The organism is Mycobacterium sp. 050134 (assembly GCF_036409085.1).
Lineage (GTDB): Bacteria > Actinomycetota > Actinomycetes > Mycobacteriales > Mycobacteriaceae > Mycobacterium.
In genome coordinates this window covers 265267-291867 of the sequence record NZ_JAZGLV010000003.1, presented here as the reverse complement: position 1 = coordinate 291867, position 26601 = coordinate 265267, and the positions used below count along the sequence as shown (strand labels likewise).

The window sequence follows — 26601 nt, the reverse complement described above, 5'->3', positions numbered from 1 at the left end:
CAGCGGGATGAACGGCCGAAGATGCTGGTGCACTCTTAACGACTCACGACACTAGCGGCGATCAGCCGCGCTTGACGAACCCGACGACGACTTCGCTGAAGGCGTCGTTGTCGTCGCCGGCCGCGGTGTGCCCGGCGTCGGACAACTCAACGAACTCCGCGGCCGGGACCGTGTCCAGGAAGTGCTGGACGCCCTCGGGGCTGACGACGTCGGACAGTTTGCCGCGAATCAGCATCACCGGGATGGCCAGGTTCGCGGCCGCGTGCTCGAACTTCTCCGTCCGCAGCTCGGGGTCGTCGCCCGGCTTGGTCATGAAGGCCGGGTCCCAATGCCAATACCAGCGCCCGTCGCGCAGGCGGAGGTTCTTCTTCAGGCCCTCCGGGCTGCGCGGCTTGGCCCGGTAGGGCAGGTACTCGGCGACCGCGTCGGCGGCCTGGTCCAGGGTGTCGAAGCCGTCAATGTTGCCCATCATGAAGTCGCGGATGCGCGCGCTTCCGCCCTTCTCGAACCGAGGGACCACGTCGACGAGCACCAACTGGGTGACCCGTTCGGGGCCCGCCTGGTGGGCCGCGAGGATGCCGGTCAACCCGCCCATGCTCGCCCCGATGATCATCACGGGCCGGGCGATAGCGTCCAGCACCTCCAGGACGTCGGCGGTCAGCGTGTCGACGGCGTAGTCGGCGTCGGGGGAGCGGTCGCTGTCACCGTGGCCGCGGCTGTCCAGGGCGACGACGTGGAAGCCCTCGTCGGCCAGGATCTGGCCGGTGTTCTTCCACGAGAACCGGTTCTGGCCGCCGCCATGGAGCATCAGGATCGAGGGGCGGCCCTGGGCATCGATGCCGCGGTTCCATTCGTCGGCGACCAGGGTGATCCCGTCCCGGCCGGCAAACTCGACCGTCAGTGGTGTGCTGCTCACGGCGCTCACGGGCGTCCTCTCGATAGATCGCCCTCCGACGTTACCTAGGTTGTCTATCCACCTTCGCACTGGTACCCCGATGGCGGGGGAAGCGGCCGCGGTGACTTCTTGCCGTAGCCGCGGTCAGTCAGGTAGACCCCATCTCGAACAACCTCGACAAGGAGGCGCCCATGCCATCCATCACCCCCACGCTGTGGTTCGACGACGACCTGGAGGAAGCGGCCGAGTTCTACACCTCGGTGTTCCCCAACTCGCGCATCGAAGGCCTGAACCGGACCACCGAGGCCGGCCCCGGCGAACCCGGCACCGTCCTGTCGGGCAGCTTCGTGCTCGACGGCAACCGGTTCATCGGGATCAACGGCGGGCCGCTGTTCTCGTTCAGCGAGGCGGTGTCCTTCACGGTGCACTGCAAGGACCAGGACGAGGTGGACTACTACTGGGACCGGCTCAGCGACGGCGGCGAAGAGTCGCAGTGTGGCTGGCTGAAGGACCGCTTCGGGCTGAGCTGGCAGATCGTCCCGGACCGGCTCTACGAGCTGATCGGCAACCCCGATCGCGCCCGCGCCGCCGCGGCCACCCGAGCGATGAACGGCATGCGAAAGATCATCATCGCCGACCTGGAGCGGGCGGCGGCCGGCCAGAGCGTGCCATGAGCAGTTCGCGAAATCGTTTGCCGTTGTAGCGCCCTCGCCGACTTCCGATCGCGGCCGGTGCGTCCCTAATCGGCAGGGGTAGGTTTGTCCTGCGACGCCCCGAGCAGGGAGGGAACATGGCGGACGGTGTTCGATGGGCCATCCGGTTCGCGCCGGGACTCGGCGAGGTGGCGGGCCATGGGTGAACCGGGTTGGGTCGACGCGCGGGGCCGGGCCGGTGACCTCAAGGCGCTCGCCTGGGGTCCGAGTGACGGCCCGCTCGCGCTGTGCCTGCACGGTTTCCCCGACACCGCGTACGGATGGCGCAAGCTGGCGCCCCTGCTCGTCGAGTCGGGGTGGCGCGTCGTCGCACCCTTCATGCGCGGGTACGCGCCCTCCTCGATTCCCGCCGACGGCAGCTACCACATCGGCGCGTTGATGGACGACGCGCTGCGGGTGCGCGAGGCCGCCGGCGGCACCGAACGGGACGTCGTGATCGGCCACGACTGGGGTGCGCTCGCCGCCACCGGCCTGGCCGCCATGCCCGACAGCCCGTTCGCCAGGGCGGTGATCATGTCGGTGCCCGTGTCGGCCGGACTCCGCCAGCGCGCCGGCCTGGCCGAGAGCGGCCGCCTCGCCGGCCTGATCTCGCGCCAACTCTTGCGCAGCTGGTACATGTTCTACTTCCAGTTGCCGGTGCTGCCGGCACATTCCGCGTCGTGGGTGCTGCCGCTGCTGTGGCGGCGGTGGTCGCCCGGCTACCGCGGCGCCGAGGAGGACCTGCGTCACGTCGACGCCGCGATCGGCACACCGGAGAGCTGGCGGGCGGCGCTGGGACCATACCGCGCCGTGATCCGCAACACCCGGCCGCCGGCACAGTACGCCGAGCTGCACCGGTTGTGGACGCAAGCACCGCTGCTGCCGTGCCTGTACCTGCACGGCCGCGACGACGGGTGCATGACGTCGGCTTTCACCCGCTGGACCGAGAAGGCGCTGCCCGCGGGCAGCGCGGCCGACATCGTCGAGCATGCCGGGCACTTCCTGCAGCTCGAACAACCGAACAAGGTCGCCGACCTGATCCTCGGATTCATCGGTTCGGCCGCCTGAGGCGGCGCGCCATGGCAGCCGGGCGCCGGATGGCCGCCGTCGACGCCCAGTTCTACTGGATGTCGGCGAAAATCCCCAGCGACGAGTTCCTGCTGTATGCGTTCGACGGCGCGCCCGCGGATCCGGGGCGCGCGACCGAGGAGATCGTCCTTCGGGCGCGGGGATGCCCCGAGCTGGCGGTCCGGGTCGAGGAGCGCGGCCGGCTGGCCTACCCGCGGTGGGTGCCGGCGACCGTCGGGCCGGAGTGGCTGGTTCACCACGACCTCGGCGACGACAGCTGGAGCGGATGCCTTGCCGCGGTGGTCGGCCTGGCGCGCGACCAGCTCGACGTCCGGCGGATGCCCTGGCGGCTGCACCTGTTCGGTCCGGTTCGGGGCGTGCCCGGCGTCGACGGACCGGGCGTCGTGGCCGTCCTGCAGGTGGCGCACGCGCTGGCCGACGGGAACCGCGCCGCGGCGATGGCGGCCTGGCTGTTCGGCCGGCCCTCCCCGGTGCCGCGGGTGTCCGTGCCAAGGCCGGGCTTCCCGCCGGTGCGGGTGGTCGACGCCGCCCGCACCCATCGCCGGTTCGAGCGTGACACCCGCGCGGGCCTGCTGGCGCCTCGCCCCGGGTCCCGGCCGCCGCTACCCACCAACACCCGCCCGGACGGTGCCCGCTCGGTGCGCACCCTGGTGCGCGACCGCACCCGGCTGCCCGGGCCCACCGTCACCGTCGGCGTGCTCGGCGCCGTGTCCGCCGCCCTGTCCGGCCTGATCGGCGCGGCGGCCGACTCGCTGGGGGCGGAGGTCCCGATGGCCAAATCCGGTGAACGGCAGGCGAACAACCATTTCGGGAACGTCGTCGTCGGGTTGTATCCCCACCTCGAGCCGGGTGTGCGCGCCGAGCGGATCGCCGCGGACCTGGCCAACGGCCGGCGCCGATTCGACCATCCCGCCACCCGCGCCGCCGATCGGGCGTTCGCGGCGGTGCCCGCGCCGCTGCTGCGGTGGGGCGTGTCCCAGTTCGACTCGGATGTCCGCCCGGCCGAGGTGGCCGGGAACACCGTGGTGTCCAGCGTGTACCGGGGTGCCGCCGACCTAAGGCTCGGCGGGGCGGCCGTGGTGTTGACCGCCGGGTTTCCGGCGCTTTCGCCGGCGATGGGCCTCACCCACGGCGTGCACGGCATCGGCGAGACCGTCGCGATCAGCGTGCATGCGGCCGAGTCGGCGGTCGGCGACATCGACGCGTACGTGCGGCTACTGGATGCGGCGCTGTAGCCTATTGCGCGCCATCGGATTTGGCGGCGTCCGCGCGGGTCAGGCCGACCGCGACGATGAGTTCCTCGTGCAGCTCGAACCACACGGTGTGGTAGGAGTCGACGAGCGGTCTGGTCAGCCAAGCGGTGTCGCCGGCCTTGATGTTGTCCAGGGCCGCACGCAATTTGACCGCATAGCCGCCCAGCCGTGGCAGCTGCGCCGCGGCCGCCTCGATGAGCGGGAGCACCCGCGCGTGCACGCGGTCGAGGCGGCTGAGCACCGCCGCGTCGTATTCGGCGTCGTCGTGGGTGTTAGGGCGGCCCTGCGGGCCGCCGTGCACCTGCCAGTCCGTGACCAGGGACTTGAAGTCGTCGTTGATGGCGCGAAAGTCGTGGTACACGGCGAGCATCGCCTCGTGGTCGATGCCCGCGCGCTCGTGCCGCAGCAGCGTATCGAGCCTGGCGCGACCGTCCGGACTGATCCGCAGCGCCGTGCCGTCGATCAGCAGTCCCGCCTCGGTCAGCCGCCCGATGGTGTCGGCGATGTCCGCGAGGTCGGCGTTCAGGGTTGCGGCCAGCTCGACGGGCCGCACCCGGCCCTTGAGCCGGACCGCCTGCAGCACGGCCAGTTCGGTCACCCGGCGGCCCGGCCCGCCAGCCGCAGGGCGGTCAGCATGACGATCAGGGGGGCAGCCGAGGTCACATCGGACAGGCCGGCGTCCATGGCCGCTCGGACCGCGGCATCGGAGGTGTCGTCAAGGCGCGGGTGATCACCCTCGGCGTGGGCCCGCAGCGGGCTGACCCGTCGCGCGAGGTCGGCCAGCTCGCGCAGCTCCGGCGTGTCGTTCTCCGACCATGCGGACAGTGTCAAGTTGCCTTCTCGCACTTCGCCTGCGGCGCCGTCGACCGTGACATACCGGCCGGACAATGCCTGCGCCACGCCCTTGCCGCATCCCACCACGGCCACCCGGCCCAGCTCGCGGCTGACCACGGCCGCATGGCTGGCGGCGCCGCCGACCTCGGTGACGATGCCCTGTGCGGCCAGCATGCCGAGCACGTCTTCGGGCCGCGTGTGGTCGCGCACCAGGATGATTCGCTCGCCCCGGTCGGCGGCGTCGAGCGCCTCGTCCACGTCGGTGTATGCCCTGCCCGCCGCCACGCCCGGGCAGGCGGGCAGCCCTCGGGCCAAAAGTGGTGCTGTCAAACGGGTTTCGGGCTGCAGCGCGGGCAGCAGCAGGTTCTCGACGTGCGCCGGCGTCACGCGGCGCAGCGCCTCGGCGTCGTCGATGAGGCCCTCGCGGCGCAGCTGCAGGGCCAGCCGCACCGCCGCCTGCGCCGACCGTTCGGCCGCGCGCGTCTGCAGCAACCACAGCTTGCCGTCCTCGACGGTGAACTCGATCTCCTGGACGTCGGAGGCGAGCCGTTCCAGCAGGCGGGCGGCGCCCAGTAGCTCGTCGTAGACATCCGGTTGCTCGTCGCGCAGCGCCCCGATGGGTTCGACGTCGACCGATCCCGACACCACCTCGTCACCCTGCCCGCCGGGCAGCCATTCGCCGAACGGCTCGTCGGCGCCGGTGATCGGGTTGCGGGAAAACAGCGCTCCGGCACCGGATCCCGGGCCGCTGTTGCCGAACACCATCGCCTGCACGATGACGGCGGTGCCGACGCTCTCGTCGAGTCCGTAATGCGCGCGGTAGGCGACCGCGCGGGGCGAATTCCAGGAGTCGAACACCGCCCTGATGCCGGCGCGCAACTGCGCCTGAGGGTCTTCGGGGACCGCGTCGCCCACGATGCGCCGATACATCCGGTCCAACCGCTGGCGGGTGTCGCGGGCGAACCGCCCCGCCCCCGCCTCGGCGAGGGCGCGTTCGACGGCGTCGTTAATGCCCAGGTCCAGGATGGTGTCCATCATGCCCGGCATGGATTGGGTGGCCCCGGAACGGACGCTGACCAGCAGCGGACGCGGACCGCGCCCGAACGTGCGCGCGGTCTCCCGCTCCAGCCAGGCGACCCCGTCGAGCACGCGGTCCCAGATCGCGTCCACCGTCGGCCCGGGCTCCGCCAGGTAGCGCGCCCCCACGCCGGTGGTGATGCAGAACGCGGGCGGCACGGGCAGCCCGTGGCGGCGCATGACGTCGACCCCGTAGCCCTTGTTGCCGAGGACTTCCCGTGGATCCTCGCTCTGGCCGTTCAGCAAGACCACGGCGTTTTCCAGGGTGCACTGAGGGGAGACGGTGCCTCGTGAAACACGCGCCAATGTCGCACCCCTCTGCATTCGCCGCTCATCCGGCCAACGTCGGAACGCCCGCTATGTTCCCACACGGACCCGTGAAGTTAGCTGTTCGCGCTGCTACTACCCGATCCGCCCCGTGATCTAGGTTTGCACGTATGACTCCCTACGACATCGGGTTATTGATCCTGCGGCTGGTGCTCGGCCTGACGCTAGCCGCCCATGGACTGAACAAGTTCTTCGGTGGTGGTCGCATCCCGGGAACCGCGCGGTGGTTCGAGAGCATCGGCATGAAGCCCGGGAAGTTTCACGCCACCCTCGCCGCAAGCACCGAGACGGCCGCTGGGCTGGGCCTGGCGGCGGGCCTGCTCACGCCCATCCCGGCCGCGGGCTTCGTCTCGCTGATGCTCGTGGCGGCGTGGACCGTGCACCGGGCCAACGGCTTCTTCATCGTCAAGGAGGGCTGGGAATACAACCTGGTGCTGGCGCTGAGCGCCGTCGCCGTGGCAACCCTGGGCGCGGGGCGGCTGAGCCTGGACTGGCTGATCTTCGGCAAGAACTGGTTCGACGGTTGGCACGGCCTGCTGATCTCGGTCGTCCTCGGCCTCGCCGGGGCCATCGGCCAGCTGGTGATCTTCTACCGGCCGCCGGCCAAACAAGCGGGGTGACGGTCAGAGCCGTTCAGCCGCCCGACACGGTCTCGGCTTCCCGCACCTCGTCGGCGGCGCGCTCACCCGAACGGACCGCGCCATCGATCCACCCGCACATCACGGCCGAGCTCTCGGTCCCGGCCCAGTGGACGCGGCCGCACGGCTCGCGCAGCGTGTAGCCGAATTCGGTGAGCACGCCGGTCGGGGCGTGGCTGATCATGCCGCCCCCGGAGTACCGCTCGGTGGTCCAGTCCTGCTCGTGGTATTCCAGCGGCGTCCGCGCCTTCTCGCCGAAGCGGTCGACCAGCTCACCGACGATTGCCGCCCTGCGTTCGGCCGCAGTGAGCCCGCCCAGCCGGCGCGCCGCGACCCCCTCGGTGATGGCGCACATGATCCCCGGGTCGCCCGTGTCCGTGCACGCGTCGATGGTCAGCGTTGCCAGGGAGCCGGGTGCGGCCGACTGGCCGGACAACCCGTCCGCCCGCCAGAACGGCTCGTCGTAGATCACCGAGGTCTTGACGACGGCACCGCCGGGCATGCGTTGGTGCAGGCACGCCCGATCCGCCGGGAGCATCGGCTCGTAGTCGATCGAGGTGGCGATCGCCAGCGGGACGGTGACGATGACCCGGCGCGCCCGCACCGTGACACCGTCCGCGCGGACCGTCACCCCGTCGGCGTCCTGGCTGACCTGCCGGACCGGCCGCGACAGCTGCACGGCGTCACCCAGCTCGGCGGCCATCGGCCCGTAGACGGCGCCCATCCCGCCCACCGGGCGCGCATCCTGGGAGCCGCCCCGCCCGGTGATGACGAAGGTGGGACCGCCGGCCGAGCCCATCTGGGTCAGCACCCACAGCATCGACACCTCGGACGCCGCCGACGTGTACGTGCCCGCCAGCGCCATGTCGAGCATTTCGCGGGCCGCCTTGGACATCGTGTTCCGATCCAGCCACTCGCCCAGGCTGATCCGGTCCCATTCGGCGGCACTCTCTGCCTCCCAGGGGCGTTCGCTGGGCACGGCCTTGCACATCTTCTCCACCGCGCGCAGCCCCAGCCCGAGGTTCACGACGGCCCACGGGCTCATGGTCCACGGGATGGTGCCGCCGTAGCGGTGCTTCTTGCCGTCGACGATCATCATGGCGTCGCCGTCGTTGTGCTGCTTGTATTCCGGCACACCGAATTCGGCCATCAGCGCATGGATGCGGTCCTGGCCGGGCCCGACCCACGCGCCGCCGCGATCCACCCAGCTTCCGTCGGCGTGGGTTTCGGTGAAGGTGCGGCCGCCGACGCGGTCGCGCGCCTCCAGCAATGTCACCGAGTGGCCCGCCCGGCTCAGCCGCAGGGCTGCCGCCAGGCCCGCGAATCCCGCACCGACCACGCAGTAATCGACGTCCGCCACGGCCCGCTTCTCGCTGAGTGTCGCCCCAGCAGCAAACTACACCGCGCGCACCCGCGCTACCACTCGACCGACCCGGTGGAGAAGGCGTATCGGCGCCCGCGCAGAGATCGCCCTGGAGAGCGGGGAGGTAATCGTCGACGAGATCGCCGTCGCCGACGCCCCACCCGTTGGGGGCTCGGCCGTTCGGCCGCGAGCAGTACATCGGGAAGTTCACCGCGCTGGCCGAGGGGGTTCCTGGCCGCGGCTGAAGCTTTGCCGGGCAGGCGCTCTGAGCGCGCTCAACATCATGGTCGATCCGCAGGTACTCGACACGTCACCCGCCGTCCCGCCGGGAATCTTCTGAGGAACGCACTGGCAACTCCCGGATGCTGCCGGTGCCGCAACCGCGCGAGCAGACGCAAATGCCCCCGACACGCCGCGCGAATGGCGACTTTTGCGTCTGCTCGGCCGTGGTCGGGGGTTTGCCGGGACGGGGAGATGGTCGCGCTTCCTTCCTCGTGACCGCACGGGCCCCGCCCCGCGGTTAACGACGCGCCCTATCGTTGAGGCCGTGTTCGCCAAAGTGCTGGTCGCCAATCGCGGCGAGATCGCCATCCGCGCGTTCCGCGCCGCCTACGAGCTGGAAATCGCCACGGTGGCGGTCTACCCCTACGAGGACCGCAACTCCGTGCACCGGTTGAAGGCCGACGAGTCCTATCAGATCGGCGAACAGGGTCATCCGGTGCGCGCCTACCTATCGGTCGACGACATCGTCGCGACGGCCGTGGCGTGCGGGGCGGACGCGATCTACCCCGGGTACGGCTTCCTCTCGGAGAATCCGGACCTGGCGGCGGCGTGCGCGTCGGCCGGCATCACCTTCGTCGGTCCCAGCGCCGAGGTGCTGGAACTGACGGGCAACAAGTCGCGGGCCATCGCCGCGGCGCGGGCGGCGGGTCTGCCCGTGCTGGACTCGTCCGCGCCCTCGACGTCGGTGGAAGAGCTGGTGTCGGCCGCGGAGTCGATGACGTTTCCCTTGTTCGTCAAGGCGGTGGCCGGGGGCGGCGGCCGGGGGATGCGGCGGGTGGCCGACCCGGCGGCGTTGCCCGAGGCGATCGAGGCGGCCAGCCGCGAGGCCGAGTCAGCCTTCGGCGATGCCTCGGTGTTCCTCGAGCAGGCCGTGCTCAACCCGCGCCACATCGAGGTGCAGATCCTGGCGGACACCCAGGGCGACGTCATTCACCTCTACGAGCGGGACTGCAGTGTGCAGCGCCGGCACCAGAAGGTCATCGAGATCGCGCCGGCGCCGAACCTAAATCCCGCACTGCGCGAACGCATCTGCGCGGACGCCGTGGCGTTCGCGCGAAGTATCGGCTACACGTGTGCGGGCACGGTGGAGTTCCTGCTCGACGAGCGGGGCAACCACGTCTTCATCGAGATGAACCCACGCATCCAGGTGGAGCACACCGTCACCGAAGAGATCACCGACGTGGACCTGGTGTCCGCCCAGCTGCGGGTCGCCGCCGGGCAGACCCTGGAACAGATTGGCCTGAGCCAGGACTCGGTGGTTCCCCACGGGGCGGCGTTGCAGTGCCGGATCACCACCGAGGATCCGGCCAATGGCTTCCGCCCGGACACCGGCCGGATCACCGCCTATCGCACCCCGGGCGGTGCGGGCATCCGCCTAGACGGTGGCACGACGCTGGGCGCCGAGATCAGCGCGCACTTCGACTCGATGCTGATCAAGCTGACCTGCCGGGGCCGTGATTTCGCCACCGCCGTGCGCCGTGCGCGGCGCGCGGTCGCGGAGTTCCGCATCCGCGGTGTTTCGACGAATATTCCGTTCTTGCAAGCGGTTCTGGACGATGCGGACTTCCGGGCCGGCCGTGTCACCACGTCGTTCATCGAAGAGCGCCCGCAACTGCTCACCGCCCGCAGTTCGGCCGACCGCGGCACCAAGATCCTCACCTACCTGGCTGACGTCACGGTCAACAAGCCCCACGGTGAGCGTCCCTCGACGGTGTATCCGCACGACAAGCTCCCCGACATCGACCTTTCGGCGGACCCGCCGGCGGGATCCAAGCAGCGTCTCACCGAATTGGGACCCGAGGGTTTCGCGGCGTGGCTGCGCGACGCGCGCGGTGTGGGCGTCACGGACACCACGTTCCGGGATGCGCATCAGTCCCTGCTGGCCACCCGGGTGCGGACCAGCGGGCTGCTGATGGTGGCGCCCTATGTCGCCCGCACCACGCCGCAACTGTTGTCGGTCGAGTGCTGGGGCGGGGCGACCTACGATGTCGCGCTGCGGTTCCTGAAGGAGGACCCGTGGGAGCGGCTGGCGGCGCTGCGCGAGGCGATCCCCAACATCTGCCTGCAGATGCTGCTGCGCGGACGCAACACCGTGGGCTACACGCCCTATCCGGAGATAGTCACGACCGCGTTCGTCGACGAGGCGACGGCAACCGGCGTCGACATCTTCCGAATCTTCGACGCGCTGAACAACGTTGAGTCGATGCGCCCCGCGATCGACGCCGTCCGCGGCACCGGCGCCGCCGTGGCCGAGGTGGCGATGTCCTACACCGGCGATCTCAGCGATCCGGCCGAAAAGCTCTACACCCTGGACTACTACCTGAAGCTGGCCGAACAGATCGTCGAGGCGGGCGCGCACGTGCTGGCGATCAAGGACATGGCCGGGCTGTTGCGGGCTCCCGCCGCCGCCACGCTCGTGTCGGCGCTGAAGTCGCGGTTCGACCTGCCGGTGCACGTGCATACGCACGACACCCCCGGTGGTCAGCTGGCGACCTACGCGGCGGCCTGGCAGGCCGGGGCCGACGCCGTCGACGGCGCCGCGGCCTCGCTTGCGGGGACCACGAGTCAGCCCGCGTTGTCGTCGATCGTGGCCGCGGCGGCGCACACCAGCTACGACACCGGCCTGTCGCTCGGGGCGGTGTGTGCACTGGAGCCGTACTGGGAGGCGCTGCGCAAGGTGTATGCGCCGTTCGAGTCCGGGCTGCCGGCGCCGACCGGCCGCGTATACCGCCACGAGATTCCGGGCGGCCAGTTGTCCAACCTGCGCCAGCAGGCCATCGCCCTGGGCTTCGGCGACCGCTTCGAGGAAATCGAAGACGCCTACGCCGGGGCCGACCGGATCCTCGGGCATCTCGTGAAGGTCACCCCGTCGAGCAAGGTGGTCGGGGACCTCGCGCTGGCGCTGGTCGGCGCGGGCATCAGCGCGCGGGATTTCGCCGACGATCCCGCGCGTTACGACATCCCCGACTCCGTCATCGGCTTCCTGCGCGGGGAACTCGGCGACCCACCGGGCGGCTGGCCGGAGCCATTGCGCACCAAGGCATTAGAGGGTCGCGGCCCGGCGAGGTCGGAGCAGCCGTTGTCGACGGCGGACGAACGGGCGTTGGCCGTGTCGGGAGTCGAGCGCCAAGGGACGCTGAACCGCCTGCTGTTCCCCGGGCCCACGAAAGAGCTCGAGGATCACCGTGAGCAGTACGGCGACACGTCGCGGCTGAGCGCCAACCAATTCTTCTACGGGCTGCGCCAAGGCGACGAGCACCGCGTCGAGTTGGAGCGCGGCGTGGAGTTGTTGATCGGCCTGGAGGCCATCTCCGATGCCGACGAGCGCGGCATGCGCACCGTGATGTGCATCCTCAACGGGCAGTTGCGTCCCGTCGTGGTGCGCGACCGGGGCATCGCCGCGGACGTGCCGGCCGCCGAAAAGGCCGACCGCGCAAACCCCAACCACATCGCCGCGCCGTTCGCCGGCGTCGTCACCGTGACGGCCAACGTCGGCGACGAGGTGGACGCGGGACAGACCGTCGCGACGATCGAGGCGATGAAGATGGAGGCCGCCGTCACCACCACAAAGGCCGGCACGGTCGCGCGGATCGCGGTGGCGCCCACCGCCCAAGTCGAAGGCGGTGACCTGTTGGTGGTGCTCGGTTAGCGGACGGCCGCCCCGGGCCGGGCACCCTCCTCGGGCGCGCCTTCGTCAGACGGCAACCGGCCAAGAACCCGCGGGCAAAGGAAACTTTGCCCGAACGTGATCGCGCGCGGCTAGAACAGGTTCTAGTCTTCAGAACATGGGATTCCTGAAGCCCGACCTGCCGCAGCTCGACATGGACGAATGGAACAAGGGCACCCGCAGCGAGAAGATCCGTCCGATGGCGAAACACTGGGCCGAGGTCGGGTTCGGCACGCCCGTCGCCCTGCACCTCTTCTACGTCGTAAAAATCCTCCTCTACATCCTCGGCGGCTGGCTGTTCGCGTCGGCCACCGAAGGGCTCGGCGGAATCACCCACGTGGCGTCGTGGTGGTCCGAGCCGATCGTGTTCGAGAAGGTCGTCCTGTACACGATGCTGTTCGAGGTGATCGGCCTGGGCTGCGGCTTCGGGCCCCTGAACAACCGGTATTTCCCGCCGATGGGCTCGATCCTCTACTGGATGCGGTTCGGCACCATCCGGTTGCCACCGTGGCCCGACCGCGTCCCGTGGACGAGGGGAACCAAGCGCAAGCCCGTCGACGTCGCGCTGTACGGGCTCCTCCTGCTGCTCTTGCTGAGCGCGCTGTTCGCCGACGGCACCGGCCCGGTGCCCGAACTCGGCACCACGGTGGGGCTGTTGCCGTCGTGGAAGATCGTCCTGATCCTGCTGACGCTCGGCGTGCTCGGGTTGCGCGACAAGGTGATCTTCCTGGCCGCCCGCGGCGAGGTGTACGCCACCATGGCGGTCACCTTCCTCTTCGGCGGCGTCGACATGATCGTCGGGTCCAAGGTGGTGTTCCTGATCATCTGGATGGGCGCGGCGACGTCGAAGCTCAACAAGCATTTCCCGTTCGTGATCTCCACGATGATGTCCAACAACCCCTTGATGCGGCCCCGGTGGCTGAAACGGCGCTTCTTCGAGAAGTTCCCGGACGACCTGCGCCCCGGGCGGCTGTCGCGCTGGCTGGCGCATCTCAGCACGGCCATCGAGATGTTCGTGCCGTTGCCGCTGTTCTTCTGTCACAGCGGCTGGCCCATCACCGTCGCCGCCGTCGTGATGGTGTGCTTCCACCTCGGCATCCTGCTGTCGATCCCGATGGGGGTGCCGCTGGAATGGAACGTTTTCATGATCTTCGGGGTGCTGTCGTTGTTCGTCGCGCACGCCCGCCTGGGGCTGGCCGACCTGAGGCACCCGGTGTGGGTCGCGGCCCTGTTCGTCGTCGTCGCGGGGATCGTGGTGCTGGGCAACATGTTCCCGCGCAAGATTTCGTTCCTGCCGGGCATGCGCTATTACGCGGGCAACTGGGACACCACGCTGTGGTGCATCAAAGGATCGGCGAACGAGAAGATCTCGCGGGGCATCGTCGCGATCGCCAGCATGCCGCAGGCCCAGCTGGAGCGGTTCTACGGGAGCCCCGAGGCGGCGCAGATCCCGATCTACATGGGATACGCGTTCCGCGGCTTCAACACCCACGGCCGGGCGCTGTTTACGCTGGCGCACCGCGCCATGGCGGGACAGAACGAGGACGATTACGTCATCACCGACGGCGAACGGATCTGCAGCACCGCGGTCGGATGGAACTTCGGCGACGGTCACATGCACAACGAGCAACTGATCGCCGCTCTACAGCAGCGCTGTCATTTCGAGCCGGGCGAGGTGCGGGTGGTTTTGCTCGACGCGCAGCCCATCCACCAGCAGAGGCAGGCCTATCGCCTGGTGGATGCGGCGACGGGGGAGTTCGAGCGCGGGTTCGTCCGCGTCGCCGACATGGTGACCCGGCAACCCTGGGCGGACGACGTCCCCGTCGAGGTGGTGTCGGGCTGACCCGGCGAGCAGACGCAAAGTCCCCCTCGCGCTCGGCGTGTCGCCGACTTTTGCGTCTGCTCGCCGACGCTTCAGGCGCCCGACCGGACCTCCCGCGCCGCCGCGACCATGTTCCGCAGCGACGCGGTCACCTCGTCGAACGAGCGGGTCTTTAGCCCGCAGTCCGGGTTCACCCACAGCCGTTGCGCCGGAACGGCTTTGAGCGCAGCGCGCAGCGACTCGGCCATCTCGCCGGTGCTGGGCACCCGCGGCGAGTGGATGTCGTAGACGCCGGGGCCGACACTGTTGGAGAAGCCGACCGAGTTGAGGTCGCCGAGCACCTCCATGTGTGAGCGCGCCGCCTCGAGCGATGTCACGTCGGCGTCCAGGTCGGCGATGGCGCCGATCACCTCGCCGAACTCCGAGTAGCACAGGTGGGTGTGGATCTGGGTGGAATCGTCGACGCCCGACGTGGCCAACCGGAAAGCGCCTACCGCCCAACGTAAGTATTCGTCCTGTTGGGCCCGCCGCAGCGGCAACAGCTCGCGTAGCGCCGGCTCGTCGACCTGGATGACCGCGATCCCCGCGGTCTGCAGGTCCACGGTCTCGTCACGGATCGCCAGCGCCACCTGGTCGGCGGTGTCCGCCAGCGGCTGGTCGTCGCGGACGAACGACCACGCCAGAATCGTGACGGGTCCGGTCAGCATGCCCTTGACCGGCTTGTCGGTCAGCGACTGGGCATACGAGATCCAGTCCACGGTCATCGGATGGGGCCGTGACACGTCCCCGTACAGGATCGGCGGACGGACGCACCGGCTGCCGTACGACTGCACCCAGCCGTTCTGGGTGGCGAAGAAACCCTCTAACTGCTCGGCGAAATACTGCACCATGTCGTTGCGCTCGGGCTCGCCGTGCACCAGCACGTCGAGCCCGAGTTCCTCCTGCAGCCTGACGACGTCCGCGATCTCCTGCCGCATCCGGCGGACGTACTCGGCCTCGTCGATCTCGCCGGCCCGAAAGGCCGCGCGCGCCTTGCGGATCGCGGAGGTTTGCGGGTATGAGCCGATCGTCGTGGTCGGTAGGGGTGGCAGGTGCAGCCGCGCGTCCTGACTCGCTCGGCGCTTGGCCGCCTCCCCGCGGTGCACACCCGACGCGACGATCGAGGCGATGCGCGCCCGGACGTCCTCGTTGTGCAGGCGCGGATCGTTGCGGCGGGAGACCACGGCCGCATCGGATGCCGCGATCTCGTCGGCGACCGCGTCGCGCCCGTCGCGCAGCGCGCGCGCCAGCGTCACCACCTCGGCGACCTTCTCCTCGCCGAAGGCCAGCCAGCTGCGCAGGCTGTCGTCCATCGCGGTCTCGGATTTCAGTGAGTAGGGCACGTGCAGCGTCGAGCATGACGTCGAAACGGCCACCGCCGCGGCCGATCCCCGCAGGACGGCCAGCCGGGCCAGCGCCGACTCCAGGTCGGTGCGCCAGACGTTGCGCCCGTCCACCACGCCGGCCACCAGCGTCTTGCCCGCCAGCTCGGGCACTCCGGCCACCACGGTGTCGGCGCCGTAAACCAGGTCGACGCCGATCGCCTCGACGGGCGTGCGGGCCAGCCCGGCCAGCGCGGCGCCCGGGTCGCCGAAATAGGTGGCAACGTAGATGGCAGGCCGGTGGGCCACGGCACCGAGCTGGCCGTAGACGGCCTCGGCCAGCGCGGGGGCGTCGGGGGAGATGTCGGTCACCAGCGCGGGTTCGTCGAGCTGCACCCACTGCGCGCCGTTATCGGCCAGTAGGGACAACAGCTCGGAGTAGACACCCACGAGTTCCTCGAGCCGCGTGATCGGCGTGCCGGCGCCGTTGACGGCCTTGCTCAGCAGCAGGAACGTGATCGGCCCGACGACGACGGGACGCGCCGGGATTCCTTGCCCGAGCGCCTCTTTCAGTTCGGCGAGCACTTTGCCGGGGTGGAGCGCGAACGTGGTGGCGGGTTCGATCTCGGGCACCAGGTAGTGGTAGTTGGTGTCGAACCACTTCGTCATCTCCAGCGGCGCGATGTCCGCGTTACCGCGCGCGAGGGCGAAGTAGCGGCCCAGCTCATCGGGAATCTGGCTCGCGCGCGACGGCAGGGCGCCCAGCATGACGGCCGTGTCGAGCATCTGGTCGTAGTAGGAAAAGGTGTTCACCGGCACTGAATCCAATCCGGCCGAGGCCAGGCCGGACCACATGTCGCGGCGCAGCGTCGCGGCGACGGACTCCAGCTCCGAACGGCTGGTGCGGCCGGCCCAGTAGGCCTCGGTGGCGCGCTTGAGTTCGCGGTTGGGGCCGATGCGCGGGGAACCGGTAACGGTGGCGGTGAAAGGTTGTGAGGTCACGATCTCGTCCTATCGATCGACGGGTGGTCACCGCCGGCGGACGCGCAGCCAATCCGCGTTGCGCGGCGCACTTTTCGCCCGCCCGCGCAACGCGCACAGCCTGACGCCCATTCCACGGGGCGATGAGCCGCCGGACGCGGCGCGCCCGGCACAGCCGGCAGGTCTTCGGACTCGCAGGCGCGCACCGGGTTGGTGCTCCGCCCGGCCGACGATGCGGCCCGAAAGGGCCGCTGAGGGGCCGGGCAGAATTCCTAGTGGCCGTCGCTTCCCAGTCTCCGTTGCCGTGAGACCAGTGCTGTTGACGGCGGTCGTTCCTGCTCACCGCTGCGGGACAGTCCCGGACTTCCACCGGGTTCCCTCTCACGAGGCGTTACTAACCTCGTTCGATGCCGGCGCCGCGTGACGCGGCGACGGCAGACCGGCTGCGTAGCGGAGCCTACCCCGCGCCCAGCGCGGCGGCGATGGGGATGTCGCCGTTGTTGAAGTCGACGGTCCGGCCGATCGTCGAGTCGTCGGCCAGCGCGGCGGCCACCACGGACGCGACATCCGCGCGCGACACCGCGCCCGTCCCCTCACCCAGCTCGATGCGGCCGGTCGGCGGGTCCAGGGTGAGCCGACCGGGTCCCAGGACGGTCCAGTCCAGGCCGCTGGCGCGCAGGTGGGCGTCCGCCGCCGCCTTGGCCTCCGCATAGGCGAAGAACGAGTTGTCCCGGGGCACATCGTGCCCGGGCCCAGCGCCGAAGTACGACACCATCACGAATCGCCGCACGCCCGCCCGCCCCGCGGAGTCGATCACCCGGATGGCGGCGTCGCGGTCGACGGCGTAGGTCCGCGCCGGGTCGCCGCCGCCTGCCCCGGCGGAGAACACCACCGCGTCGTGGCCGGCCACCAGCCGCACCAGCTCGTCGGTGTCGAGCCGCTCGATGTCGGCGACCACCGGGTGCGCGCCGGTGCCCGCGACGTCGTGGGAGTGCTCGGGATTGCGGAAGACGGAACTGACCTCGTCACCGCGTGCGGCCAGGATGCGGGATAGCTGCAGCGCGACCTTGCCGTGGCCGCCGATGACGGCGATGCGTGCCATGCCAACCGACGGTACCCACCCGAAATTGGGCTAGTCGCTTCGCAGTCCCTCGATCGCGAGTTCCATGATCCGTTTGGCCTGCCGCTTGCCCTCCGCCCCCTCGGCGGCCCGCCACAGGAAACTCATCAGCAGTAGGACGTCGGCGGGATCGAGATCGGATCGCAGCGATCCCTCCTCGGCGCAGGCCTCGACCAGCTGACCGACCGCGGCGACGACGGGGGCGTACGTCTCGTTGATCGCGTCCTGCAGCGACGCGCTGTGCAGCGCGTCGCCCAGGCCGTGCTTGACGCGAACGTAGTCGGCCAGCTTGAGGAACCACAGGCGCAACGCCTCCAGGGGCGGGTGGGTGCGCAGCAGCCGTGGCACCGCGCTCACCAGTCGCTGGACTTCGTGGCGGTATACCGCGAGGATGAGGGCTTCGCGGGTGGGGAAGTGGCGGTACAGCGTCCCGGCGCCCACACCGGCGCGCTTGGCGATCTCGTTGAGGGAAGTGGTCCCCGACTCCGCGAACGCGTCGCGCGCCACGTCGATGATGTGCTCCCGATTGCGTAGCGCGTCCGCGCGAATCCGGGTGACGCCGTTGCCTGTCACGGACCACACCTCCTTTGCCGGCGGAACTCGCCCCGCTGCTGTATCGAGGATAAGTGGAGATTGTCTCCGGTAAGAGCACGCGACGCGCAACGGCCGATCCGGTCAGGCCGGGCGGACTTCCACGCTCGTCCGTCCCCTGAGATCCACCGTCAGCTGTCCGAGTCCGGACGCGCCGGCGGTCAGCACGGGCTCCGTGGCGCCGTGGGCCACGTAGCGCCGACCCGGTTGCAACCGGTCGAGGCGAAGTCCGACCCGCCGATCGGTGCCCCCCGGATACAGCACGAGGTCCAAACCGGAGCCATCCGAGACCGCCTTCGCGACAAGCACCTCCGGGTGCGGGGCCTCGATCAGCCGAGGACCCTGCTGCCACGTGGATGGCCGGCGTCTGGTCAGCATGTCGCCGAACCCGCGGCCCATCGCCCCTAGGCCGAGCATGCCGTTGGCGTGTACGGATGCCGCGGCGAAGCGCCCGATCCCTTCGCGATCCGTGGTGAAGTGCAGCTGCTCGGTGGCCGCGCTCCACAACTCGCGGTGCCAGTGCCGGTCGCCGACAACGCGTGCCAAATGCATTGCTGCGGCCAATGTCTCGGCGTTCGTCCGAGCACCGGTCGACCAGTCGGGCATCTCTCTTCCGGCGGAATCGGGCTGCCTGAACCCGCCCGTCTCGAGCCACTCCCGCTTCAGGATCTCCCACGCTCGCCAGCCCAGGTCGGGGCAGAGCGGCGCGATGAATGCGGCGACGCCGGCGGTGGAACCGGTGCCCGACATCACCCGGCGCACCGACAGGCCGAGGCCGGACACGATGAAGGCCGCCAGGTCGTTGGCGGCCCAGGTGAATTCCCGCTGGAGTGTCCGGGCGACGTCTCGCGCGATGGCTTGCGCGCTGCGGGAACCGTTGACGGTGTCCATGATCGCGATGCCTGCGGTGGTGACGGCGTTGCAATACGGGAAGACGTAGCCCCTTCTTCGGCCCGGGCTGAGAATGGGTTCACACGGCCACAGACAGAGGTCTTGGCCGAAGTTGCGGATGGCGATGGCATTGATCCGCTGGTGGTCGTAAGTGAACTTCTGCCGCGGTGACCAATCGAAGGTCAACGCCCCCGGCCGGTCGAACCGCGGGTCGCCGGTGGCCTGCCGGAACATCGCGAGCTGCAGGTTGAGATACCCGGTGAACATGATGTTTTGCGGCACGTCGATGGGGTCGGCGCGGCGTCGGCGAAAGTCCCAGTTGCCGAGCAGATTCTGCCAATACCAGTAGCCCCACACCGCCTTGCGCTGGAGGCGATCGACGAGCGCGACCTGCGCGGCGGTCAAGACACCGGTGTAGGACGGCGTGTGCGAGTAGTTGAAGGCGGCCAGGGCCCACCCCAGCGCGTTCACCTGGTAGCGGTACTGCTGCAGCGGGCCCGAGGCTTCGTCGTCGAAGTGCTCCCAGCGGTCTGCGGGTTGGGTGGCGACGCCAACCAGGTAGCGGAGCAGTCGCAACTCGTCGATGGTCGCCTCGGTGACCTGCGCGGCCGCCGAGGACGGATCGAGCGCGGCGACACCGGTTCGGGTACCGGACGTTTCCGCGCGACGCCGGTCGAGGTGGGCCACGCGCTCCCGGGCGAGCCGCCGGGACGACCGGCGGGCGAACGCGGAACGCGCCGTCAGGGCCGCCATGACGGCCAACGCGGTTCCCAGCGCCGCCCAGGGCGTCCACGCCATGGGTCCCGGGTGTTGTCTGTGCGCGGCGGTGAGGGCTGCCCCGGCTGCCGCCGCACCGACGACGACCGCCACCGGCGTCACGCTGTCGGCCCGTGCGATCAGGCGCAGGCCGATGGCCCATCCGCAGGCGACCAGCACGCCGAGGAAGGCGACGATGTGGCCGAAAACCACGATCGCGTAGGGCGTTCGGAAGCAGCCGGCGATCACAACGCCCGTCAGGACCACCGCCAAGACGGCGATGGGCCAACCGTGGGTGCGCAAGATCCAGGCGGCGGTTGCGAACTCGGTGACGATCAGCGCCGCGTGGCCGACGATCATCGAGACGCTCATGTCGTGGTGCATCGCCGGGATGGCGTAGAGCAGGCCGGCTCCCGGGACCACGAGCCCCGTCCCGAACGCGCGCCACGGCCCGCTAAGGCAGAGCGCCCTGGGCAGTACGGTCGCCGCCGACCAGAACACGACCAGCGTCACCGCGCTCCGCGCCAACCAGAAGATCGACAGCCGCCGCCGTTCGATGACGTCCGCTGGAGTCACTCGATGATCCCCCTGATGCTCTGGCGATGAGGAGATGACGGGACGTGCGCGGCTCGGGAGCGACTCGACTACGGGGCGGTGCCGTCGGCCGTCGCGGTCGCAAGGCCCGGTACAGCCCCACCCCGCGGGGTCCGAACAGGACCAGTCCGCTCAACACCACGCAACAAAGCACCGGAGCCGATTTCGTCGCACGGTTCCAGGCTTCCACGCCTCGAAGCCGGACCGCTACGACCAATGATTGTCAATTCATGACACCGTTGCCGGCGCAGACATTTCACTCATCCGGCAGGCGGTCGTGAAAGAAATCTTCATACGCGGCCAGGTCGAGTAGGCCATGGCCCGAGTAGTTGAACAGGATGACGGTCTCCTGCTGCGCACTCCGCGCGGCAAGCGCCGCCTCGATCACAGCCCGGATGGCATGCGCGGTTTCCGGGGCCGGGACCATGCCCTCGGTCCGGGCGAACCGCACCGCGGCTTCCAGCACGGACCGTTGCGGGTACGCGACGGCCTCCATCCACTGGTGTTGCAGCAGGTTCGACACGATAGGCGCGGCGCCGTGGTAGCGCAGGCCGCCGGCATGCGCGGGCGGCGGAACGAACTCGCGCCCGATCGAGTACATCAGCATCCGCGGTGTGAGCCCGGCGGCGTCGCCGGATTCGTACCGCAGCAGGCCTTCCGTCAACGACGGGCACGATCGCGGTTCGACCGCGATCAAGCGGGGCCGGGGCCCGTCGCCGGCGCGTGATTGGAGAAACGGTAGCGCCAGTCCGGCGAAGTTCGAACCGCCGCCGCACGAGCCGATGATGACATCGGGACTGCCCTCGCCCGCGAGGCGCAGTTGATCCTTGGCCTCGAGGCCGATCACGGTCTGGTGAAGCAGGACGTGGTTGAGCACCGAACCGAGGGCGTAGTGGGTGTCCACACAGCCAAGCGCTTGTTCGACGGCTTCACTGATCGCGATCCCGAGCGAACCCGGACTGTCGGGATGCTGTTGCCGCACCGACCTCCCCGCGTCGGTGGTCGTGGACGGGCTCGCGATCACCTCGGCGCCCCACGTCTCCATCAGGACGCGACGGTAGGGCTTCTGCCGGTGCGAAGCGGCCACCATGAAGACGCGGCAATCCAGCTCGAACATCTGACACGCCATCGACAGTGCGCTGCCCCATTGCCCCGCACCGGTTTCCGTGGTGAGGCGGCGAATGCCCTCGGCTTTGTTGTAGTACGCCTGGGCGACCGCCGTGTTGGCCTTGTGTGAGCCGGCCGGTGACACCGACTCTTCCTTGAAATAGATCCGGGCCGGGCTGTCCAGCGCTCGTTCGAGCCGGGTGGCACGCACCAACGGCGTTGGACGCCAGCGCCTCAGCACGTCGAGGACCGCGCCGGGCACGTCGATCCAGGGTTCCGCGGACATCTCCTGCTCGATCAAGGCGGCGGGAAAGATCGTCCGAAGCTCCTCGCCCTCGACTGCCCGGTCGAGCACCGGGTGTCTCGGCGGCGGCAGCGGCGCAGGAAGATCGGACGCGACGTTGAACCAAGCGGTCGGGATGTCCTCGGTCCTGAGCAAGTACCGCAATGAGATGTTCCCTTCGGCCGGAACCCTGGTACGCAACAGGGCACAAGTGCCCTTCGCTCGATGGGACACGTCATCCGGTCGCAAAACGTTCACGCGCGAAGCGATGTCCGCCCCGCGCACCGCGGCGCTACCCCGCGGCGGTCAATTGCGGGATGCGTTCGGATATTTTACGCAGCTGCGCATCGTCCGAGATGCCCTGGAAGTCGTAGCGCGGGGTGTACGGCGCCTCGAGCATCCGCATGTCCGCTTCGGTGAGGTCCACCTCGAGGGAGGCTATCGCGTCGTCGATCTGGGCAACACTGCTCGCACCGACAATGGGCGCTGTCACTACGGGTTTGGCGCGGAGCCACGCCAACGCGACCTGCGCCCGGCTGACGCCGTGCCCCTGGGCGACTGCGCCCACCGCGTCGACGATGGCCTTGTCGGAGTCACCACCGACCATCGCATAGAGCATGTCCGCGAACCCGTCCTGGGACGACCGTGCGGTGGCTTTGGCGTCGCCCCAGGACCGCGCCAGTCGCCCGCGCGCCAGCGGGCTCCAGACGACCGTTCCCACGCCCTCGTCGAGGCAGAGCGGAATCATCTCGCGCTCTTCCTCCCTGGCCAGCAGGTTGTAATGATCCTGCATCGAGACGAATCTCGACCAGTTGTTGGCGCGCTGCAGGTGCAGGGCTTTGGAAAACTCCCAGGCCGGCATCGACGAAGCCCCGAGATAACGGACCTTTCCGGCCTTCACCAGATCGTGCAGCGCCTCGAGCGTCTCCTCCAGCGGGGTGGCGTGATCGTTGCGGTGGATCTGGTAGAGATCGATGTAATCGGTGCCCAGCCTGCGCAGCGAGTGGTCGATCTCCGTCATGATCGCCTTGCGGCTCAGGCCCTTCCCGTTGGGTCCGGTCCGCATCGGATGCCGCAGCTTGGTCGCGATGACGACCTCGTCGCGATCGGCGTAGTCGCGCAGCGCCCGTCCCAGGATTTCCTCGCTGCTGCCCTGCGAGTACATATTCGCGGTGTCGAAGAAGTTGATGCCGGCTTCGATCGCGTGCCTGATCAGGGGTCGCGCCGCGTCTTCGGGAAGCGACCACACGGGATGGCCGCGTTTGGGGTCGCCATACGTCATCGCCCCGATCGCGATGGGCGACACGTCGAGTCCTGTCGTTCCGAGCTTGAGGTATTCCACGGTCGCTCCTTTGCGGGGTTAGCGGAGAGCTCTCCGATAAGCTGCTTGGGAAGTTACCGGAGAGATCTCCACTTCGCAATCGACGGCGCGACAACGGGCGATGTCTGTTTTTGGCAGTTGTTCGTCATTGCGGACCATGCGTTCGGTCATCATGCTGGGTTCATGACCGCAACAACCACCCATCTGGTCGCCGTCACCGTCTTTCCCGGCGTCGACGCGGTGGACGTGGCCGGCCCCGCCGAGGTCTTCGCGATGGCCAACCTCGCGCTGCCGGACGGCGCGCCGAACTACGAGGTGCGGGTGATTGCGAGCCGCCGTGAGCCGGTCCGCACCTTCTCAGGGTTGCGGCTGGCCGTTGACCAGGCTTTCGGCGAGCTGGACCGGCCGCCCGACACCCTCGTGGTGACCGGCCGGGTCGACATGAGTCCGACGCGCGGTCCCGTCGCGATCGTCGATCCGCAGGTGGTGAACTGGCTGCGCCACCACGGCACCGCTGCGGCTCGCATCGCCGCCGTTTGCGCGGGCAGCAACATCGTCGCGGCGGCGGGGCTCCTCGATGGTCACCGCGCGACCACGCACTGGGGGACAGCCGCTCAGCTGGCGGCGGAATATCCGCTGGTCGAGGTCGATGCGGATCCCATCTTCGTCCGGTCCGGACGGATATGGACCAGCGCCGGGATCACCGCGTCAATGGACCTGGCGCTGGCGCTGGTCGGCAACGACCACGGGGAGGACATCGCGCTCAAAGTCGCGCAGCTGATGGTGATGTACGTGCAAAGGCCGGGTGGGCAAAGTCAATTCAGCGCGGCGCTATCCGTGCCGTCGGGGTCGAGGCCGGATATCGCTGAATTGCGGCGGTGGATCGGTTCGCACCTTGCCGACGACCTGACCGTTCCCGCCCTCGCGCGCCGCGTGGCCGTGACGCCGCGCCACCTGACGCGGGTGTTCCAGGCCGACGTGGGCTTGGCCCCGGGCGAGTTCGTCGAGCGGATGCGGGTCGAACACGCCCGCCGCCTGCTGGAGCGCACCGATTTGGCGCCCGAGCGCATCGCGTCCGAATGCGGATTGGGCTCGGCGAGGACGCTTTACCGGCTGTTCCGTGACCGTCTGGGTACGACGCCGGGTGAGTACCGCCAACGATTTGCCGGTGCGCCCGTCTAGCCCCGTAGGAACGGACCCTGAGAAATAGCGAAAGGTACTGTTGTGCAGCAGATCTTCGTCGAGTTGTACCGATACCGCCCGGCGTGGACGGACCTGCCTGCGGCGGAGCGTGAGTCGTTCGTCAACCGGATCGCCGACGCGATCGGGGATCTCCGGTCTCGAGGCGTGGAAGTCCTGGGCTTCGGCGCGAACGATCCGGATACCGACCGCCGCGCACCCTACGACTTCTTCAGCGTTTATCGTGCGCCTGACCCCGGCACGCGACGGCTGATCGAGACGGGTATTGCGGCGTCCGGCTGGTACGACTACTTTGACCAGATCAATATCGGCGGGGCCGCCTTGACGCCGCTCGGCGCGTTGTCGCAGAACATTCTGCTGCGGCCCGCTCTGCCGCAGGGACCGCCGATCGCCCCGAGTTCGGAATGCGTGAAGAAGCGAGCGACGGTGAACGGCCACACGATGGCGTACGTCGAGGAGGGAAAGGGTGCGGCGGTCGTGTTCATCCACGGCGACGTGATGTCGTCGTTTCTGTGGCACAACGTGATTCCCTACGTCGCCGACCACCGGCGCGCCATCGCCGTGGACCTCATCGGCGCCGGCGACTCCGGCAAACTCCCTGCCGCCGGCGCGGGTACGTACAGCTTCGACACCCACGCCCATTACCTCGGCGAGCTCCTGGACCAGCTGGAACTCGGGGACGACATCGTCTTGGTCGGCCATGACTGGGGCGCCAACCTGGCCTTCGACTGGGCGATGCGGCATGAGGACCGGGTGTCCGGGCTGGCGTTCGGTGAGGCTCTGCTGCCGCCATTCGAATGGACGGACTGGCCCGCGATGGTGCGCGACGGGTTCAGGCATGTGCGCACCGCGGAAGGCGGCGACGATGTCCTCGAGAACAACTTCTTTGTGAACTTCTCGCGTGCCAACATGCTGCGAATGCTGGCGCCGCAGGAGTGGGCCGAGATCGTGCGGCCTTACGCGAATCCCGGCGAGGACCGCCGCCCGACACTGGATTGGCCTCGGTCGGTCCCCTTCGGGGACGACGACACGGAGATACGCGGCGTCCTCCAGGCGCAGGCGGCGTGGCTGGGCGCCACGCCGATCCCCAAACTGCACCTGGCCGGGATGCCCGGCGGGATCGACAAGGTCGGCGGGCGCCGCCGGGAATTCATCGGCGCATTGCCCGACTTGACGGTGGCGCCCGTGCAGGGCCTGCACTGGACACCGCTTGACGACCCGCATGCCGTCGGGGCAGGGTTGGCGGCATGGCTGCGTGAGCTCGCGTCATCGGTGCCGCGGTTCGACTGCCCGGCAACCTCCGAACGGAATCGATGATCTGATGGCCGGCCCCGGCGGCGAAATGGAATCGGGTTGCGAGCCGCCCAACTGGTTTCGCACGCGATCACCCGATCACGCGATCCACCTCTGCGAAAGTGCGTTTCATCCGCACCGGCTCGAGTTGCTGGACGGATCCGGCGGTTTCGGCTTCAGCCAACACCTGACGCGCGCCGGTCCCATCACACTGGCCGACCTGACCTACGACACCGACGTGTCGCTCAGCTTCGCCGGGGATCGCGACAGCTACTACATCCACCTGACGCTCGACGGTCGGCTCGAGTCGCGGTATCTCGGCCGGCATCTGCTGTCGACTCCCGCGCTCGCGACGGTATACCGGCCGGAGGCGGAGATGAGCGTCACTCGCTGGCCCGGTGGGAGCCGCCATCTGGGGATCAAGATCGACCAGCTCGTCGTCGATACGGCGCTCACCACCCTGCTGGGCCGGTCGTCGGAGTCGTCCGTCGCGTTCGCCGCGACCCTGCCGCTGTCCGACCATGCCGCCCAAAGCTGGGTGAGTCAGGTGCGTTGGCTCAACCGCGAATTCGCGCGTCCCGACAGCCCACTGCAGCATCCGGCAGTTCTGGACCCGCTGGTGGAGAGCGTGGTTTACGGCCTGCTGCTGGTCGCCGGACATCCCGACCGCGACGGCCTCGCCGCGTCGTCGCGACCCGTCCGGCCCGCCGCCGTTCGTGCGGCGATGGACATCATCGAGAGCAAGCCACAATCGGCGCTGACGACTTCCAGGCTCGCGCTGGAGTGTCACGTCAGCGTTCGCGCCCTGCAAGAGGGCTTTCACCGACACGTCGGCATGTCGCCCATGGCGTATCTTCGCCAGGTCAGGCTCCGTCGCGCGCGCGCCGATCTGCGCGCCGCCGATCCCTCCCACACCGGGGTCGCCGCCGTCGCGCACCGGTGGGGGTTCGGGCACCTGGGGCGGTTCGCTGCCGCCTACAAGGTTGTGTACGGGGAGACACCACTGCAGACCCTGCGCGCGGCCGGCGACTGAACGCGGCCGCTGCGGTCGTTGTCCGGTCAACGCGGATCGATAGCCGCAAAACGCGGCCGAGGTAGCCACACGTCGCCGTACGCATGACGCGCGGGTAGCCAGGAAGTATGCACGGAGACAAAACATCTGAC

The 26601-nt window shown here is 69.3% G+C and carries 19 protein-coding genes, 1 pseudogene and 1 riboswitch; of the genes and pseudogenes, 10 read left to right on the top strand and 10 right to left on the bottom strand.

Translation table 11 applies throughout. The features are described from left to right. Nucleotides 1-61: 61 nt before the first annotated feature. Nucleotides 62-925 carry an alpha/beta fold hydrolase gene (locus tag SKC42_RS05105; protein ID WP_330963204.1) on the bottom strand — a complete coding sequence of 288 codons (864 nt, stop codon included), beginning with the start codon at nt 923-925 and terminating at the stop codon, nt 62-64. A 161-nt stretch (nt 926-1086) separates the two neighbouring features. Between SKC42_RS05105 and SKC42_RS05100 the strand changes: the two genes are divergently transcribed. The 3 genes from SKC42_RS05100 (at nt 1087) to SKC42_RS05090 (ending at nt 3911) form a co-directional block, all read left to right on the top strand. Beyond that, on the top strand, nt 1087-1569 hold the full coding sequence (locus SKC42_RS05100) for a VOC family protein (RefSeq protein WP_330963203.1): 483 nt from the start codon (nt 1087-1089) through the stop codon (nt 1567-1569). Between the two features lie 177 nt (nt 1570-1746). Beyond that, nucleotides 1747-2655: an alpha/beta fold hydrolase gene (locus tag SKC42_RS05095; protein ID WP_330963202.1), complete on the top strand. Its 909-nt coding sequence runs from the start codon at nt 1747-1749 to the stop codon at nt 2653-2655. 29 nt (nt 2656-2684) lie between these two features. Beyond that, nucleotides 2685-3911: a WS/DGAT domain-containing protein gene (locus SKC42_RS05090; RefSeq protein ID WP_330963284.1), complete on the top strand. Its 1227-nt coding sequence runs from the start codon at nt 2685-2687 to the stop codon at nt 3909-3911. A gap of 1 nt (nt 3912) precedes the next feature. Here SKC42_RS05090 and SKC42_RS05085 read toward each other — a convergent pair whose 3' ends face one another. Both SKC42_RS05085 and SKC42_RS05080 read right to left on the bottom strand, forming a co-directional pair. Beyond that, nucleotides 3913-4527 carry a MarR family transcriptional regulator gene (locus SKC42_RS05085; RefSeq protein WP_330963201.1) on the bottom strand — a complete coding sequence of 205 codons (615 nt, stop codon included), beginning with the start codon at nt 4525-4527 and terminating at the stop codon, nt 3913-3915. Next, nucleotides 4524-6164, bottom strand: coding sequence for a pyruvate, phosphate dikinase (locus SKC42_RS05080; protein ID WP_330963200.1), 1641 nt, complete (start codon nt 6162-6164; stop codon nt 4524-4526). Before SKC42_RS05080 ends, SKC42_RS05085 begins: the two co-directional genes overlap by 4 nt. A 113-nt stretch (nt 6165-6277) precedes the next feature. Between SKC42_RS05080 and SKC42_RS05075 the strand changes: the two genes are divergently transcribed. Beyond that, the gene (locus SKC42_RS05075) at nt 6278-6787 is read left to right on the top strand and encodes a DoxX family protein (protein ID WP_330963199.1); all 510 of its coding nucleotides are present in this window, start codon (nt 6278-6280) and stop codon (nt 6785-6787) included. 13 nt (nt 6788-6800) lie between these two features. On the opposite strand, the gene SKC42_RS05070 is transcribed toward SKC42_RS05075, so the two are convergent. Next, a complete protein-coding gene (locus tag SKC42_RS05070) occupies nt 6801-8165 on the bottom strand; it encodes a flavin monoamine oxidase family protein (protein WP_330963198.1) in 1365 nt (454 codons plus the stop codon). Nucleotides 8166-8219: 54 nt separating this feature from the next. Here SKC42_RS05070 and SKC42_RS05065 point away from each other — a divergent pair. From SKC42_RS05065 to SKC42_RS05055, 3 genes and pseudogenes are all read left to right on the top strand, one after another. Beyond that, a pseudogene (locus tag SKC42_RS05065) lies at nt 8220-8508 on the top strand (MmgE/PrpD family protein); the annotation flags it as partial. Between the two features lie 207 nt (nt 8509-8715). Continuing rightward, complete coding sequence (locus SKC42_RS05060) at nt 8716-12099, top strand: pyruvate carboxylase (RefSeq protein ID WP_330963197.1); 3384 nt, start codon at nt 8716-8718, stop codon at nt 12097-12099. Nucleotides 12100-12235: 136 nt separating this feature from the next. Beyond that, complete coding sequence (locus SKC42_RS05055) at nt 12236-13960, top strand: DUF3556 domain-containing protein (protein ID WP_330963196.1); 1725 nt, start codon at nt 12236-12238, stop codon at nt 13958-13960. 71 nt (nt 13961-14031) lie between these two features. Here the strand turns inward: SKC42_RS05055 and metE are convergent, their stop codons facing one another. The 6 genes from metE to SKC42_RS05025 all read right to left on the bottom strand — a co-directional run bounded on the left by metE (nt 14032) and on the right by SKC42_RS05025 (nt 22965). Further along, on the bottom strand, nt 14032-16302 hold the full coding sequence (metE, locus tag SKC42_RS05050; protein ID WP_330963195.1) for a 5-methyltetrahydropteroyltriglutamate--homocysteine S-methyltransferase: 2271 nt from the start codon (nt 16300-16302) through the stop codon (nt 14032-14034). Nucleotides 16303-16458: 156 nt separating this feature from the next. Further along, a riboswitch (cobalamin riboswitch) is annotated at nt 16459-16681 on the bottom strand. Nucleotides 16682-16738: 57 nt separating this feature from the next. Beyond that, on the bottom strand, nt 16739-17383 hold the full coding sequence (locus tag SKC42_RS05045) for an SDR family oxidoreductase (RefSeq protein WP_330963194.1): 645 nt from the start codon (nt 17381-17383) through the stop codon (nt 16739-16741). Nucleotides 17384-17413: 30 nt separating this feature from the next. Then, nucleotides 17414-17974 carry a TetR/AcrR family transcriptional regulator gene (locus tag SKC42_RS05040; RefSeq protein ID WP_330963193.1) on the bottom strand — a complete coding sequence of 187 codons (561 nt, stop codon included), beginning with the start codon at nt 17972-17974 and terminating at the stop codon, nt 17414-17416. Between the two features lie 102 nt (nt 17975-18076). Further along, nucleotides 18077-20215 carry a linalool dehydratase/isomerase domain-containing protein gene (locus SKC42_RS05035; RefSeq protein WP_330963192.1) on the bottom strand — a complete coding sequence of 713 codons (2139 nt, stop codon included), beginning with the start codon at nt 20213-20215 and terminating at the stop codon, nt 18077-18079. A 274-nt stretch (nt 20216-20489) separates the two neighbouring features. Next, nucleotides 20490-21779 carry a TrpB-like pyridoxal phosphate-dependent enzyme gene (locus SKC42_RS05030; protein WP_442931992.1) on the bottom strand — a complete coding sequence of 430 codons (1290 nt, stop codon included), beginning with the start codon at nt 21777-21779 and terminating at the stop codon, nt 20490-20492. 136 nt (nt 21780-21915) lie between these two features. Next, on the bottom strand, nt 21916-22965 hold the full coding sequence (locus SKC42_RS05025; RefSeq protein ID WP_330963190.1) for an aldo/keto reductase: 1050 nt from the start codon (nt 22963-22965) through the stop codon (nt 21916-21918). Nucleotides 22966-23127: 162 nt separating this feature from the next. Between SKC42_RS05025 and SKC42_RS05020 the strand changes: the two genes are divergently transcribed. Genes SKC42_RS05020 through SKC42_RS05010 form a run of 3 tightly spaced genes read left to right on the top strand, consistent with a single transcriptional unit; the run spans nt 23128 to nt 26470 of the window. Next, nucleotides 23128-24126: a GlxA family transcriptional regulator gene (locus tag SKC42_RS05020; protein ID WP_330963189.1), complete on the top strand. Its 999-nt coding sequence runs from the start codon at nt 23128-23130 to the stop codon at nt 24124-24126. A gap of 42 nt (nt 24127-24168) precedes the next feature. Beyond that, the gene (locus SKC42_RS05015; RefSeq protein WP_330963188.1) at nt 24169-25461 is read left to right on the top strand and encodes a haloalkane dehalogenase; all 1293 of its coding nucleotides are present in this window, start codon (nt 24169-24171) and stop codon (nt 25459-25461) included. Nucleotides 25462-25465: 4 nt separating this feature from the next. Continuing rightward, nucleotides 25466-26470, top strand: coding sequence for an AraC family transcriptional regulator (locus SKC42_RS05010; protein WP_330963187.1), 1005 nt, complete (start codon nt 25466-25468; stop codon nt 26468-26470). Nucleotides 26471-26601 lie beyond the last annotated feature (131 nt).